The 14,795-nt window shown below is 32.5% G+C and carries 12 protein-coding genes and 5 tRNA genes; all 17 read left to right on the top strand.

The window, feature by feature from the left end; all coding sequences use genetic code 11:
- The first annotated feature begins 147 nt into the window (after positions 1 to 147).
- The 17 genes from rpsU to rpoC all read left to right on the top strand — a co-directional run bounded on the left by rpsU (position 148) and on the right by rpoC (position 14,793).
- The gene (rpsU, locus tag AB1Z17_RS12960) at positions 148 to 345 is read left to right on the top strand and encodes a 30S ribosomal protein S21 (RefSeq protein ID WP_368052201.1); all 198 of its coding nucleotides are present in this window, start codon (positions 148 to 150) and stop codon (positions 343 to 345) included.
- A 75-nt stretch (positions 346 to 420) separates the two neighbouring features.
- Entirely contained in the window at positions 421 to 1,308 is an 888-nt protein-coding gene (locus AB1Z17_RS12955) for a tyrosine-type recombinase/integrase (protein ID WP_368052200.1), read from the top strand.
- Positions 1,309 to 1,312: 4 nt separating this feature from the next.
- Complete coding sequence (gene raiA, locus AB1Z17_RS12950; protein WP_368052199.1) at positions 1,313 to 1,612, top strand: ribosome-associated translation inhibitor RaiA; 300 nt, start codon at positions 1,313 to 1,315, stop codon at positions 1,610 to 1,612.
- 96 nt (positions 1,613 to 1,708) lie between these two features.
- Positions 1,709 to 1,782 (top strand) — tRNA-Thr (locus AB1Z17_RS12945).
- A gap of 115 nt (positions 1,783 to 1,897) precedes the next feature.
- Positions 1,898 to 1,978, top strand: a tRNA-Tyr gene (locus AB1Z17_RS12940).
- 56 nt (positions 1,979 to 2,034) lie between these two features.
- A tRNA-Gly gene (locus AB1Z17_RS12935) sits at positions 2,035 to 2,107 on the top strand.
- Positions 2,108 to 2,119: 12 nt separating this feature from the next.
- Positions 2,120 to 2,191: transfer RNA gene (locus tag AB1Z17_RS12930), tRNA-Thr, on the top strand.
- A gap of 56 nt (positions 2,192 to 2,247) precedes the next feature.
- Positions 2,248 to 3,435: an elongation factor Tu gene (gene tuf / locus AB1Z17_RS12925; protein ID WP_368052198.1), complete on the top strand. Its 1,188-nt coding sequence runs from the start codon at positions 2,248 to 2,250 to the stop codon at positions 3,433 to 3,435.
- Positions 3,436 to 3,487: 52 nt separating this feature from the next.
- Positions 3,488 to 3,560: transfer RNA gene (locus AB1Z17_RS12920), tRNA-Trp, on the top strand.
- Positions 3,561 to 3,574: 14 nt separating this feature from the next.
- The gene (gene secE, locus AB1Z17_RS12915; RefSeq protein ID WP_368052197.1) at positions 3,575 to 3,763 is read left to right on the top strand and encodes a preprotein translocase subunit SecE; all 189 of its coding nucleotides are present in this window, start codon (positions 3,575 to 3,577) and stop codon (positions 3,761 to 3,763) included.
- 7 nt (positions 3,764 to 3,770) lie between these two features.
- Positions 3,771 to 4,322, top strand: coding sequence for a transcription termination/antitermination protein NusG (gene nusG, locus AB1Z17_RS12910; protein WP_134247702.1), 552 nt, complete (start codon positions 3,771 to 3,773; stop codon positions 4,320 to 4,322).
- A 68-nt stretch (positions 4,323 to 4,390) separates the two neighbouring features.
- Positions 4,391 to 4,834, top strand: coding sequence for a 50S ribosomal protein L11 (rplK, locus tag AB1Z17_RS12905; protein ID WP_368052196.1), 444 nt, complete (start codon positions 4,391 to 4,393; stop codon positions 4,832 to 4,834).
- A 15-nt stretch (positions 4,835 to 4,849) separates the two neighbouring features.
- Positions 4,850 to 5,545: a 50S ribosomal protein L1 gene (gene rplA, locus AB1Z17_RS12900; protein ID WP_368052195.1), complete on the top strand. Its 696-nt coding sequence runs from the start codon at positions 4,850 to 4,852 to the stop codon at positions 5,543 to 5,545.
- Positions 5,546 to 5,557: 12 nt separating this feature from the next.
- Positions 5,558 to 6,076: a 50S ribosomal protein L10 gene (gene rplJ, locus AB1Z17_RS12895; protein ID WP_368052194.1), complete on the top strand. Its 519-nt coding sequence runs from the start codon at positions 5,558 to 5,560 to the stop codon at positions 6,074 to 6,076.
- 41 nt (positions 6,077 to 6,117) lie between these two features.
- Positions 6,118 to 6,492 carry a 50S ribosomal protein L7/L12 gene (gene rplL, locus AB1Z17_RS12890; RefSeq protein WP_368052193.1) on the top strand — a complete coding sequence of 125 codons (375 nt, stop codon included), beginning with the start codon at positions 6,118 to 6,120 and terminating at the stop codon, positions 6,490 to 6,492.
- A gap of 119 nt (positions 6,493 to 6,611) precedes the next feature.
- The gene (gene rpoB, locus AB1Z17_RS12885) at positions 6,612 to 10,427 is read left to right on the top strand and encodes a DNA-directed RNA polymerase subunit beta (RefSeq protein ID WP_368052192.1); all 3,816 of its coding nucleotides are present in this window, start codon (positions 6,612 to 6,614) and stop codon (positions 10,425 to 10,427) included.
- A 91-nt stretch (positions 10,428 to 10,518) separates the two neighbouring features.
- On the top strand, positions 10,519 to 14,793 hold the full coding sequence (gene rpoC / locus AB1Z17_RS12880; RefSeq protein ID WP_368052191.1) for a DNA-directed RNA polymerase subunit beta': 4,275 nt from the start codon (positions 10,519 to 10,521) through the stop codon (positions 14,791 to 14,793).
- Positions 14,794 to 14,795: the final 2 nt, after the last annotated feature.

Below are 14,795 nucleotides of genomic sequence, written 5' to 3'. Positions count from 1 at the left end.
TAACTTAAGCCTATTTAACTATTTCTTAGAGTAAAAATATATAGAGATATTATTTTAATTATTTAATTTTTAATTTTTCAATAATTAGTTATACATTTGCAATCTTAAAATTTAAAAAGAGAACAACTTGGAAGGAGGTGCTAATACATGTTAATCATACCAGTTAAAGACGGAGAAAATATCGATAGAGCGTTAAAACGTTATAAAAGAAAATTTGATCGTACAAAAACAATGAAAAATTTACGTAATCGTAAACAATTCAATAAGCCATCAGTTGTAAAACGTGCGCAAAACATAAAAGCTCAATATGTTCAGAAATTAAGAACAACCGAAGAGCAAGGTTAATTATTAGCCAAAAAATTTAAACCGTTAGTAAAAACAATTTACAATTTGTATGTTTGTTTTCTAACGGTTTTTTTTATGCCTATAAAATCCTTTTTAGATTATTTACAAATTGAAAAAAAGTATAGTAAACATACTATAATTGCGTATAAAAAAGATTTAAATGATTTTTTTGCATTTTACAAGACTAATTATGGCGATGTTCTTATTTTAGAAATAAATTATTCCCAAATAAGAAGTTGGATAGTTTGGTTAGTAAATTCAAATATAAATAATAGAAGTATAAATAGAAAAATATCATCATTAAAATCATTTTTTAAATTTCTTCAAAAAACAAAACAAGTTGCAATTAACCCATTGGCAAAGCATCAAGCTTTAAAAACTTCAAAACAGGTACAAGTTCCTTTTTCAGAAAAGGAGATTAAAGATGTACTTAGTTTAAAAGATAATGTAGAAGATTTTGAATCTGTAAGAAATAAATTAATTGTAGAGTTGTTTTATTCCACTGGGATAAGGAGAAGTGAATTAATACATATTAAGATTGATACATTTGATTTTAATAATGAAACTGTTAAAGTGCTTGGAAAAAGAAATAAAGAGCGTTATATTCCGTTAATAAAAACAGTGCAAGTTTCATTAAAAAACTACCTTAAATTTAGAAATGAAATTAAAACTGAACAACCTTATTTATTTATTACAAAAAAAGGTAAAATAATATATGATACACTTGTGTATCGAATTATAAATAATTATTTTAGTACTGTGTCATCAAAAGTTAAAAAGAGCCCACATGTTATTAGACACTCTTTTGCAACTCACTTGTTAAATGAAGGCGCAGATTTAAACGCTGTTAAAGAATTGCTTGGGCATTCAAGTTTAGCGTCAACACAAGTTTATACCCAAAGTAGTTTGGGAAAATTAAAGAAAGTGTATAACCAAGCTCACCCAAGGAGCCAAAAAAAATAATTTTATGAAAGTAAACGTACAGTCTGTTAATTTCAATGCCGATAAAAGTCTTATTGAATTTATTGAAAAAAAAGTAAATGGTTTAGAAAAATACTATGATAAAATAGTTGATTCGGAAGTTTTTTTAAAGGTGCATCAAACTAGTGAAAAGGAAAATAAAAATGTCGATGTAAAATTAAACATTCCAGGGAATGATCTTATGGTAAAAAAACAATGTAAAACTTTTGAAGAAGGAGTGATGTTAGCAGTAGATTCATTAAAAAGAAAGCTAACGCAAAAGAAAGCAAAAGTAAGAGCAAAATAATTTACAAAAAATAGTTTAAAAAGTTTTGTTTAAAATTAAAACTTTAATACATTTGCAGTCCGTTAGAAATAACGGGCTTCTTTTATGGAGTAAAAAGCCGATGTAGCTCAGCTGGCTAGAGCAGCTGATTTGTAATCAGCAGGTCGTGGGTTCGAGTCCCTCCATCGGCTCAAAATAAAAGAAAAAGTTCAGTAGTTGTTTTTTTGATGTAACTTTTAAGAGTGAAAACAAAAAGTATATGCTGAATACTGTCAAAATTATTTGACAGAGATCTTTGAAAATAATGGTGAGATACTCAAGTGGCCAACGAGGGCAGACTGTAAATCTGCTGCGCAAGCTTCGAAGGTTCGAATCCTTCTCTCACCACATTAATATTGGAAATAAGAATACATTACCCAATGATGATTTGAAAAAAAATTATTGCGAGAGTAGCTCAGTTGGTAGAGCTTCAGCCTTCCAAGCTGACTGTCGCCGGTTCGAGCCCGGTCTCTCGCTCTATTTTTTTTGGCCGGTGTAGCTCAGGGGTAGAGCGTTTCCTTGGTAAGGAAGAGGTCACGGGTTCAATTCCCGTCATTGGCTCAATAATAGAATTGAATTTAACACTATATATAACTAAGATTTAAAAATTAATAATTATGGCTAAAGAAACTTTCGATCGTTCAAAACCACATTTAAACATTGGGACTATTGGACACGTTGATCACGGTAAAACAACCTTAACAGCTGCTATTACTGTTGTATTAGCAGAGAAAGGGCTTTCTGAAGTAAAAGATTTCGATCAAATCGATAACGCACCTGAGGAAAAAGAGAGAGGTATTACAATTAATACTGCTCACGTAGAATACCAAACTGCTAATCGTCACTACGCTCACGTTGACTGTCCAGGTCACGCGGATTACGTAAAGAACATGGTAACTGGTGCTGCGCAAATGGATGGAGCAATTATTGTTGTTGCTGCAACTGACGGACCAATGCCTCAAACTAGAGAGCATATCTTATTAGGACGTCAAGTAGGGATTCCTAGATTAGTTGTATTCATGAATAAAGTGGATATGGTTGATGATGAAGAATTATTAGAGTTAGTAGAAATGGAAATTAGAGATTTATTATCATTCTACGATTATGATGGTGATAATACTCCTGTTATTCAAGGTTCTGCTTTAGGTGGATTGAATAAAGATCCAAAATGGATGGATAAGATAATGGATTTAATGGATGCTGTTGATACTTGGATTGAGTTACCGAAGCGTGATGTTGAGAAAGATTTCTTAATGCCAATTGAAGATGTATTCTCAATTACTGGTCGTGGTACTGTTGCTACTGGTCGTATTGAAACAGGTGTCGCTAATACTGGTGATGCAGTCGATATTATTGGTATGGGAGCTGAAAAATTAACTTCTACAGTTACTGGAGTTGAAATGTTCCGTAAAATATTAGATAGAGGTGAAGCTGGTGATAACGTAGGTATCTTATTAAGAGGTATTGCAAAAGAAGATATCCGTAGAGGTATGGTAATTTGTAAGCCTAAATCAGTTACTCCACACGCTAAATTTAAAGCTGAGGTTTATATCCTTAAAAAAGAAGAAGGTGGACGTCACACTCCATTCCACAACAACTACCGTCCACAGTTTTACGTACGTACAACTGATGTAACAGGAACTATTATGTTACCTGATGGAGTTGAAATGGTAATGCCAGGTGATAACTTAACAATAAATGTTGAACTACATCAGCCAATTGCTTTAAACGTAGGTTTACGTTTTGCGATCCGTGAAGGTGGTAGAACAGTAGGAGCTGGTCAGGTAACAGAAATGTTAGACTAATCAAAACCCAAAGAATAAATAAGGTGCTTCTGTTAAAGAAGCACCTTTCTTTACGGGCGTAGCTCAGTTGGTAGAGCACTGGTCTCCAAAACCAGGTGTCGGGAGTTCGAGTCTCTCCGCCCGTGCAAAAATTAAAAAAATGAATTTAGTTAATTATATCAAAGACTCATTTGAAGAGTTACGCAATAAAGTATCTTGGATTTCTTGGGAAGAAGCCCAAAAGTCAACAGTTGTTGTTGCTATATTTACTATAATATTTGCACTGGCAGTGTTTGCAGTAGATAAATTCTTTCAAACTGGTTTAACTGAGTATTTTAAATTATTTTAATTAAGGTATGACTGATTCTGTAAAAAAATGGTATGTTGTAAGAGCTATAGGTGGCCAAGAGAATAAGGTAAAATCTTATATCGAAAATGAAATTGCGCGCCTTGGAATGACGGATTATGTTGATAGAGTTCTAGTGCCTACAGAAAAAGTAATTCAAGTACGTAATGGAAAAAAAATAAATAAAGAACGTGTTTATTTTCCAGGTTATGTTATGATTGAAGCAAACTTAAGTGGAGAATTACCACATATTATTAAATCTATAACAGGTGTAATAGGTTTTTTAGGTGAAGTTAAAGGAGGAGATCCTGTACCAATGCGAAAATCAGAGATAAACCGTATGTTAGGTAAAGTAGATGAATTATCTGTTCAAAACGATAATGTTGCGATACCTTATGTTGTGGGTGAAACTGTAAAAGTAATTGACGGTCCATTTAATGGATTTGATGGTACAATAGAAAAGATTAATGAAGAAAAGCGTAAACTAGAAGTAATGGTTAAAATTTTCGGTAGAAAAACACCATTAGAACTAAGTTATATGCAAGTAGATAAAATTTCATAATAGTTACATATAATTTTTGATATTGCGTTTGCTTCCAATTAATGTAGTATCTAATTTAAGATTTAAAAATGGCAAAAGAAGTTAGTAAAGTAGTAAAATTACAAGTTCGTGGAGGTGCGGCAAACCCATCACCACCAGTTGGACCTGCTTTAGGTGCTGCCGGAGTTAATATTATGGAGTTCTGTAAGCAGTTTAATGCGAGAACTCAAGATAAACAAGGAAAAGTTTTACCAGTAGCTATTACAGTATACAAGGATAAATCTTTTGATTTTGTTATTAAAACTCCACCCGCAGCAGTGCAAATTTTAGAAGCAGCTAAAGTAAAAAAAGGTTCAGCTGAACCAAATAGAATTAAAGTGGCTACAGTTACTTGGGACCAATTGAAAACAATTGCTGAAGATAAAATGGTAGATTTAAATGCATTTACTGTTGAGTCTGCAATGTTAATGATGGCAGGAACAGCACGTTCAATGGGGATTAGAGTAAAGGGAGAAGCTCCTATAAAACAATAAAACAGTTATTTAAAAATGGCAAAATTAACTAAAAAGCAAAAAGAAGCTGAAGCTAAAGTTGATAGAAATCAAACTTATAGTTTAAACGATGCTTCTGCTTTAGTAAAAGAAATTACTAATGTAAATTTTGATGCATCTATTGATTTAGCTGTTAGATTAGGAGTAGATCCTCGTAAAGCAAATCAAATGGTTAGAGGGGTAGTAACATTGCCTCACGGAACTGGTAAAGATGTAAAAGTATTAGCATTGGTAACTCCAGATAAAGAAGCAGATGCTACAGCAGCAGGAGCAGATTATGTTGGATTAGATGAATACCTTCAGAAAATTAAAGAAGGTTGGACAGATGTTGATGTTATTATTACAATGCCTAGCGTTATGGGTAAATTAGGTCCATTAGGTCGTATTTTAGGACCTAGAGGTTTAATGCCTAATCCAAAAACAGGTACTGTAACAATGGATGTTGCAAAAGCTGTAACAGAAGTTAAAGCTGGTAAAATAGACTTTAAAGTTGATAAAACAGGTATTGTTCATGCCGCAGTTGGTAAAGCTTCATTCTCAGCAGAGAAGATTGCAGAAAATGCTGGTGAATTAATTCAAACTTTAATTAAATTAAAGCCTACGGCTTCTAAAGGAACTTATGTAAAAAGCATTTATATGTCTAGTACAATGAGTCCTGGAATTAGTATTGACACTAAATCTGTTAATAGTTAAAACTTAGAAATTATGACGAGAGAAGAAAAATCACAAGTAATAGAAGCTTTAACAACTAAGTTAACAGAACAAAATATCATCTATTTAGCAGATATTTCGGGTTTAAATGCTACAGATACCTCAAACTTACGTAGAGCGTGTTTTAAGGCAAATATTAAACTTGCAGTTGTTAAAAATACATTGTTAGCAAAAGCAATGAATAAATCTGATAAAGATTTTGGAGAATTACCTACAGTATTAAAAGGAAATACTTCAATTTTATTATCTGATACTGGTAATGCACCAGCAAAATTAATAAAAGAATTTCGTAAGAAATCTAATAAACCTTTATTAAAAGGAGCTTATGTTGAAGAAGCTATTTATGTTGGTGATGACCAATTAGATACTTTAGTTAACATTAAATCTAAAGAGGAAGTTATTGGAGATATCATTACGATTTTACAATCACCAGCTAAAAATGTTATTTCAGCATTGCAGTCAGGTGGTAACAAATTATCTGGTATTTTAAAAACATTATCAGAAAAAGAATAAGCGCACTAATAAACTAAATAATAAAAATTAAACAAAGAGAAATGGCAGATTTAAAAGATTTCGCAGAACAACTTGTTAACTTAACAGTAAAAGAAGTAAACGAGTTAGCTAATATTTTAAAAGACGAATATGGTATTGAGCCAGCTGCAGCAGCAGTTGCAGTAGCAGGTCCAGCAGCAGGTGGAGATGCAGAAGAAGAAGCTCAAACTGAATTTGATGTAATTTTAAAAGCAGCAGGTGGTTCTAAATTAGCAGTTGTAAAATTAGTTAAAGAATTAACTGGTTTAGGATTGAAAGAAGCTAAAGGTGTAGTAGATAGTGCACCAGCACCAGTAAAAGAAGGTGTATCTAAAGATGAAGCGGAAGCTTTAAAAGCATCATTAGAAGAAGCTGGAGCAGAGGTTGAGCTTAAATAAGCTTTCAACAGCTAAAACAATTTAAGGTTTAGGTCTGGGGTCATCCTAAGACCTAAACCATTTTGCGTATATATTCGTTCTTATATTTTAATAGTTTTTTAACTTAAAGTTTTTGTCCATTGGCATCAAAAAATTTCACCGAAAGAATAAACTTTGCATCAGCTAAATTGGTAACTGAATATCCAGATTTTTTAGATATTCAGGTAAAATCGTTTCAAGATTTTTTCCAATTAAAAACTAAGGCTGACGAACGAAGTACCGAAGGATTATATAAAACCTTCCTTGATAACTTCCCAATTACAGATACTCGAAACCAATTTGTGTTAGAGTTTATAGATTACTTTGTAGATCCTCCTCGATATTCCATTCAAGAATGTATTGAAAGAGGTCTTACTTATTGTGTGCCGTTAAAAGCACGTTTAAAGTTGTACTGTACCGACCCTGAACACGAAGATTTTGAAACTATTGTTCAAGATGTATATTTAGGTACAATTCCTTATATGACAAATAGTGGTACTTTTGTTATTAATGGAGCTGAAAGAGTTGTAGTTTCTCAATTACACCGTTCTCCAGGAGTATTCTTTGGACAATCATTCCACGCAAACGGAACAAAATTATATTCTGCAAGAGTAATTCCTTTTAAAGGTTCTTGGATAGAGTTTGCAACAGATATCAATCAAGTAATGTATGCTTATATTGATAGAAAGAAAAAATTACCTGTAACTACATTGTTTAGAGCAATTGGTTACGAAAGAGATAAAGATATTCTTGAAATTTTTGATCTTGCTGAAGAAATTAAAGTTTCTAAAAGCGGACTTAAAAAAGTTTTAGGTAGAAAATTAGCTGCTCGTGTATTAAAAACTTGGTTTGAAGACTTTGTTGATGAGGATACTGGAGAAGTTGTTTCTATTGAAAGAAATGAAATTGTATTAGATAGAGATACAATTTTAGAAAAAGAACAAATAGAAGAAATTATTGAGTCTGGGGCACGTACCATTTTACTTCATAAAGAAGATAATGAAATGGCCGATTATGCTATTATTCACAATACTTTACAAAAAGATCCAACAAACTCTGAAAAAGAAGCTGTTGAACATATTTATAGACAATTACGTAATGCTGAACCGCCAGATTTTGAAACTGCGAAAGGTATTATAGATAAATTATTCTTTTCTGAACAACGTTATAACTTAGGTGAGGTTGGACGTTATAGAATGAATAAAAAATTAGGTTTAAACGAAGATATAGATCAAAAAGTTTTAACCAAAGTAGATATTATTACAATAATCAAAAACTTAATAAAATTAGTTAATTCTAAGGCTGAAGTTGATGATATTGACCATTTATCTAACCGTCGTGTTAGAACCGTTGGAGAGCAATTAGCTAGTCAATTTGGAGTTGGTTTATCTCGTATGGCTCGTACCATCCGTGAACGTATGAATGTGCGTGATAATGAAGTGTTTACGCCAATTGATTTGATTAATGCAAAGACATTGTCTTCTGTAATTAATTCGTTCTTTGGAACCAATCAGTTATCTCAATTTATGGATCAAACAAATCCATTAGCAGAGATTACACACAAACGTAGATTATCTGCGCTAGGACCTGGAGGTTTATCACGAGAAAGAGCTGGTTTTGAGGTGCGTGATGTTCATTATACACATTATGGACGTTTATGTCCAATTGAAACACCTGAAGGACCAAATATTGGGTTAATTTCATCTTTGGCAGTTTTTGCAAAAGTAAATAGCTTAGGATTTATCGAAACTCCTTATAGAGAGGTTATAGATGGTAATGTAAATATTACCGATGAGCCAAGATATTTGAGTGCTGAAGAAGAAGAAGGAATGAAATTTGCTCAGTCGAATCTTCCATTAGATGAGAAAGGTAAATTTACTGCTGAAAAAGTTATTGTTCGTGAAGAAGCTGATTATCCAGTTGTTGAGCCTGAAAAGGTAAACTTTATGGATGTTGCTCCAAATCAAATTGCTTCAATATCTGCATCCTTAATTCCATTTTTGGAACATGATGATGCGAACAGAGCATTGATGGGATCGAATATGATGCGTCAGGCAGTACCTTTATTAAAACCTGAATCTCCAATTGTTGGTACAGGTTTAGAATTTAGAGTTGCAAAAGATTCACGTATTTTAATGAACGCAGAAGGTGCTGGTGTTGTTGAATACGTAGATGCTGATACTATTAATATTAAGTACGATAAGACTGATGAAGATCGTATGGTAAGTTTTGATGGAGATAGCAAATCTTACAACTTAATTAAATTTAGAAAAACAAATCAAGGTACTTCAATAAACCTAAAACCGATTGTTCAAAAAGGAGATAGAGTTGAAGAAGGACAAGTTCTTTGTGAAGGTTATGCTACACAAAAAGGAGAATTAGCACTTGGTAGAAATATGAAAGTAGCCTTTATGCCTTGGAAAGGGTATAACTTTGAGGATGCAATTGTGATTTCTGAAAAAGTTGTAAAAGAAGATATATTTACATCTATACATATTGACGAATACTCAATGGATGTAAGAGATACAAAACTTGGTGCTGAAGAATTAACCAACGATATTCCAAACGTTTCAGAAGAAGCTACTAAAGATTTAGATGAAAATGGAATGATTCGTATTGGTGCCGAAGTAAAACCTGGAGATATTTTAATTGGTAAAATTACTCCTAAAGGTGAATCAGATCCAACACCTGAAGAAAAATTACTAAGAGCTATTTTTGGTGATAAAGCGGGTGATGTAAAAGATGCATCATTAAAAGCTTCTCCATCATTAAGAGGTGTTGTTATTGATAAAAAATTATTTGAGCGCGCAGTAAAAGATAAATCTAAACGTGCTCAAGATAAAGTTAGTATAGCTAATTTAGAAAGTAAATATACAGCATTACTTGAAGATTTAAGATCGGTTCTTATTGAAAAATTATTTACACTTATTAGTGGTAAAACTTCTCAAGGTGTATTAAATGATTTAGGTGAAGAAATACTTCAAAAAGGGAAAAAGTTTACATTAAAAATGTTAAATGCTGTTCCTGATTTTAATTATTTAACCAAAGGAGTTTGGACAACCGATGATCATATTAACTCTCTTGTAATTGAATTAATACATAATTACAAAATTAAGGTAAACGATTTACAAGGATCCTTAAGACGTGAAAAATTTACGGTTTCTGTTGGTGATGAATTACCTGCAGGAATTTTGAAACTTGCTAAAATTTATATTGCTAAAAAACGTAAGTTAAAAGTTGGTGATAAAATGGCGGGTCGTCACGGTAACAAGGGTATTGTTGCTAGAATTGTTAGAGCAGAAGACATGCCTTTCTTAGAAGATGGAACTCCGGTTGATATTGTTTTAAATCCTCTAGGTGTACCTTCTCGTATGAATATTGGACAAATTTATGAAACTGTTCTTGGTTGGGCTGGTCAGAAATTAGATAAAAAATATGCTACACCAATTTTTGATGGTGCAAGTATAGACCAAATCAATAAAATTACTGAAGATGCAGGTGTGCCACAATATGGTCATACTTATTTATATGATGGTGGAACAGGTGAACGTTTTGATCAACCTGCAACAGTAGGAGTTATTTATATGATTAAATTAGGTCATATGATTGATGATAAAATGCACGCACGTTCTATTGGGCCATACTCTTTAATTACACAACAGCCATTAGGTGGTAAAGCACAATTTGGAGGTCAACGTTTTGGTGAAATGGAAGTTTGGGCACTTGAGGCTTATGGAGCTTCTAGTACATTACGTGAAATTTTGACTGTAAAATCTGATGATGTTATGGGTAGAGCAAAAACGTATGAGGCTATTGTAAAAGGTGATGCTATGCCAGAACCTGGATTGCCAGAATCATTTAACGTATTAATGCACGAACTTAGAGGTCTTGGATTAGACGTTAGATTAGAAGAATAATTTAAGTAAACAGTTTCAATATTCAGATGTAACTTACTATCTGAATATTGAAATTGAATACTGCCAACCAATTACTGAATACTATAAAGAAATGGCAAGAAAAACTGATAAATACACTGTAAAAAAGTTTAATAAAATTTCAATTGGTTTATCATCTCCAGAAGCAATTCTAGAGAAATCAAACGGAGAAGTATTAAAACCAGAAACTATAAATTACCGTACACACAAACCAGAAAGAGATGGACTGTTTTGTGAACGAATTTTTGGACCTATAAAAGATTATGAATGTGCTTGTGGTAAATACAAGAGAATTCGTTACAAAGGAATTGTTTGTGACCGTTGTGGTGTAGAAGTTACTGAGAAAAAAGTACGTAGAGATAGAGTAGGACACATTAATTTAGTAGTTCCTGTTGCTCATATTTGGTATTTTAAATCATTACCTAACAAAATGGGATACCTTTTAGGGTTACCATCTAAAAAGTTAGATATGATTATTTACTACGAACGTTATGTAGTAATTCAACCAGCTGGAGCAAAAAATGCAGAAGGAGAACCATTACAAAAAATGGACTTCTTAACAGAAGAAGAATATTTAGATATTCTAGAATCGTTCCCAGTAGAAAATCAATATTTAGATGATAACGACCCAGATAAGTTTATAGCTAAAATGGGAGCTGCTTGTTTAATTGATTTATTTAATCGTATAGACTTAGACGAATTATCTTATGAATTACGTCACAAAGCAAACACAGAAACATCTAAACAACGTAAAACAGAAGCATTAAAAAGATTAAACGTTGTAGAATCTTTTAGAGATGCTAATAAAAATAGAGAAAACCGTCCGGAATGGATGATAATGAAAGTTATTCCGGTGACTCCACCAGAATTACGTCCATTAGTGCCATTAGATGGTGGTCGTTTCGCTACTTCAGATTTAAATGATTTATACCGAAGAGTAATTATTAGAAACAATCGTTTAAAACGTTTGGTTGAAATTAAAGCACCTGAGGTTATTTTACGTAATGAAAAACGTATGTTACAAGAATCTGTAGATTCATTATTTGATAACACACGTAAATCTTCAGCAGTAAAAACGGAATCTAACAGACCATTAAAATCATTATCCGATTCATTAAAAGGTAAGCAAGGACGTTTCCGTCAAAACTTACTTGGAAAGCGTGTTGATTATTCTGCACGTTCGGTAATTGTTGTTGGGCCAGAATTGAAATTATACGAATGTGGATTGCCAAAAGATATGGCAGCTGAATTGTACAAACCTTTTGTTATTAGAAAATTAATTGAAAGAGGAATTGTAAAAACAGTAAAATCTGCAAAGAAAATTATAGATAAAAGAGAACCAGTTGTATGGGATATTTTAGAGAATGTTTTAAAAGGACATCCTGTAATGTTAAACCGTGCACCTACGTTACACAGATTGGGTATACAAGCTTTTCAACCAAAATTAATTGAAGGAAAAGCAATTCAATTACACCCGTTAGTATGTACGGCATTTAACGCCGATTTTGATGGGGATCAAATGGCGGTTCACTTACCATTAGGACCTGAGGCTATTTTAGAGTGTCAGTTATTAATGTTGGCTTCACATAATATATTAAATCCAGCAAATGGTGCACCTGTTACCGTTCCTTCTCAGGATATGGTACTTGGTTTATATTATATGACTAAAGAAAGAATATCTACTCCAGAACATAAAGTAAAAGGGGAAGGTTTAACTTTTTATTCCCCGCAAGAAGTTACTATTGCTTTTAATGAAAAAGCTGTTGAATTAAATGCGAGAATTAAAGTTAGAACTAAAGATTTTAATGAAGAAGGAGCGTTGGTCAATCAAATTATAGAAACTACAGTTGGTAGAGTTTTATTTAATGAGGTTGTTCCAGAAGCTGCAGGTTATGTAAACGAAGTATTGAATAAAAAATCATTAAGAGATATTATTGGTAATATTTTAAAAGTTACCGATGTTCCAACTACTGGAAAATTCTTAGATGATATGAAGGGAATGGGATATAATTTTGCATTCCGTGGTGGTTTATCATTTAGTTTAGGTGATATTATTATTCCACCAGAAAAGCATACAATGATTGCTGATGCAAATGCTCAAGTTGACAATATTATGGCAAACTATAATATGGGTATGTTAACAAATAAAGAGCGTTACAATCAGGTAATTGATATTTGGGGTTCTACAAACAACCGTTTAACAGAACTTTCAATGAAACGTTTACGTGAAGATCAACAAGGGTTTAACTCAGTATTTATGATGCTAGATTCTGGTGCAAGGGGTTCAAAAGAACAAATTCGTCAGTTAACTGGTATGCGTGGATTAATGGCAAAACCTAAAAAATCTACAGCAGGTGGTGGAGAAATTATTGAGAATCCAATTCTTTCTAACTTTAAGGAAGGATTATCAATTCTTGAATATTTTATCTCTACACACGGTGCACGTAAAGGATTAGCGGATACGGCATTAAAAACTGCCGATGCAGGTTATTTAACACGTCGTTTAGTTGATGTTTCTCAAGACGTTATTGTTAACGAACATGATTGTGGAACGTTAAGAGGATTAAATGTTCAACCACTTAAAAAGAATGACGAAATTGTTGAAACTTTAAGTGAAAGAATTTCTGGACGTGTATCATTACATGATGTTATTGATCCTATTACTGAAGAAATTTTAGCACATTCTGGAGAACAAATAACCCCTGAAATAGCAAAAGCTATTGAAAATTCAGCTGTTGATAGTGTAGAAGTACGTTCAGCTTTAACTTGTGAAGCTAAAAAAGGTATTTGTGCAAAATGTTACGGAAATAGTTTATCAACAAATAAAATGGTTCAAATTGGAGAAGCTGTTGGTGTTGTAGCCGCACAATCTATTGGAGAACCAGGTACACAGTTAACATTAAGAACTTTCCACGTTGGGGGTGTTGCAGGAAATATTTCTGAAAATAACAAATTAATTTCAAGATTTGCGGGTAAAGCTCAGGTTGAAGATTTAAGAACAGTTTCTGGAAAAGATGCAGATGGAGAACCAATCGATATTGTAATTTCTAGAACTTCAGAAGTAAAAATTATTGACGAAAAATCTGGTTTAACATTAAGTTCTAATAATATTCCTTACGGCTCAACTGTTTATATAGCAGATGGACAAAAGGTTAAGAAAAATGATGTTGTTTGTAAATGGGATCCATTTAATGGTGTTATTGTTTCAGAATTTGCTGGTACTATTCATTTCGAGAATATTGAAAGAGGTATTAATTATCTCGTAGAAATTGATGAACAAACTGGTTTCCAAGAAAAAGTAATTATTGAGTCTAAAAATAAAAAGACGATTCCAACATTATTGTTGAAAGATGATAATGATAACGTAATTAGATCGTATAACTTACCTGTAGGTGCACATTTAATTGTTGAAGATGGTGATAAAATCCCTTCAGGAATGTTTATTGTAAAAATTCCTCGTAAATCTGGAAGATCTGGAGATATTACAGGAGGTTTACCACGTGTAACTGAATTATTTGAAGCACGTAATCCTTCAAATCCAGCTGTAGTTTCAGAAATAGATGGTGTTGTTTCTTTTGGAAAAATTAAACGTGGTAACCGTGAAATTATAGTTGAGTCTAAATTGGGTGAAATTAAAAAGTATTTAATTAAACTTTCTAATCAAATCTTAGTTCAAGAAAATGACTTTATTAAAGCTGGTATGCCGCTTTCCGAAGGTGCCGTTACTCCAAATGATATTTTAAATATTGAAGGTCCTGCTAAAGTTCAAGAGTATTTAGTAAATGAAATTCAAGAGGTATATCGTTTACAAGGTGTGAAAATTAATGACAAACATTTTGAAGTAGTAGTACGTCAAATGATGCGTAAGGTTAGAATTATTGACTCTGGAGATACGTTATTCTTAGAGAATCAATTAATTCATAAAAATGACTTTATAGAACAAAATGATGAAATCTATGGTATGAAAGTTATTGAAAATGCTGGAGATTCTACCAATTTAAAAGTAGGTCAGATTGTTTCACCACGTCAGTTAAGAGATGAAAATTCTGTATTACGTAGAGAAGATAAAATGTTGGTAGAAGCAAGAGATGCAAATCCCGCTACTGCTGAACAAATATTACAAGGTATTACAAGAGCTTCTTTACAAACTAAATCATTTATTTCTGCAGCTTCCTTCCAGGAAACTACAAAAGTATTAAACGAAGCTGCTGTAAGTGGTAAAGTTGACGATTTAGAAGGATTAAAAGAAAATGTAATTGTAGGTAAGCGTATTCCTGCAGGTACGGGTATGAGAATTTATGATAATATTATTGTAGGTTCTAAAGAAGAGATGGATTCAAGTTTTTAATT

The sequence above is a fragment of the Lutibacter sp. genome (genome assembly GCF_040883305.1).
In the GTDB taxonomy this organism is placed as follows: Bacteria; Bacteroidota; Bacteroidia; order Flavobacteriales; family Flavobacteriaceae; genus Lutibacter.
The sequence above is the reverse complement of the archived record's forward strand: the minus strand, read 5'-3'. Positions and strand labels throughout refer to the sequence as shown.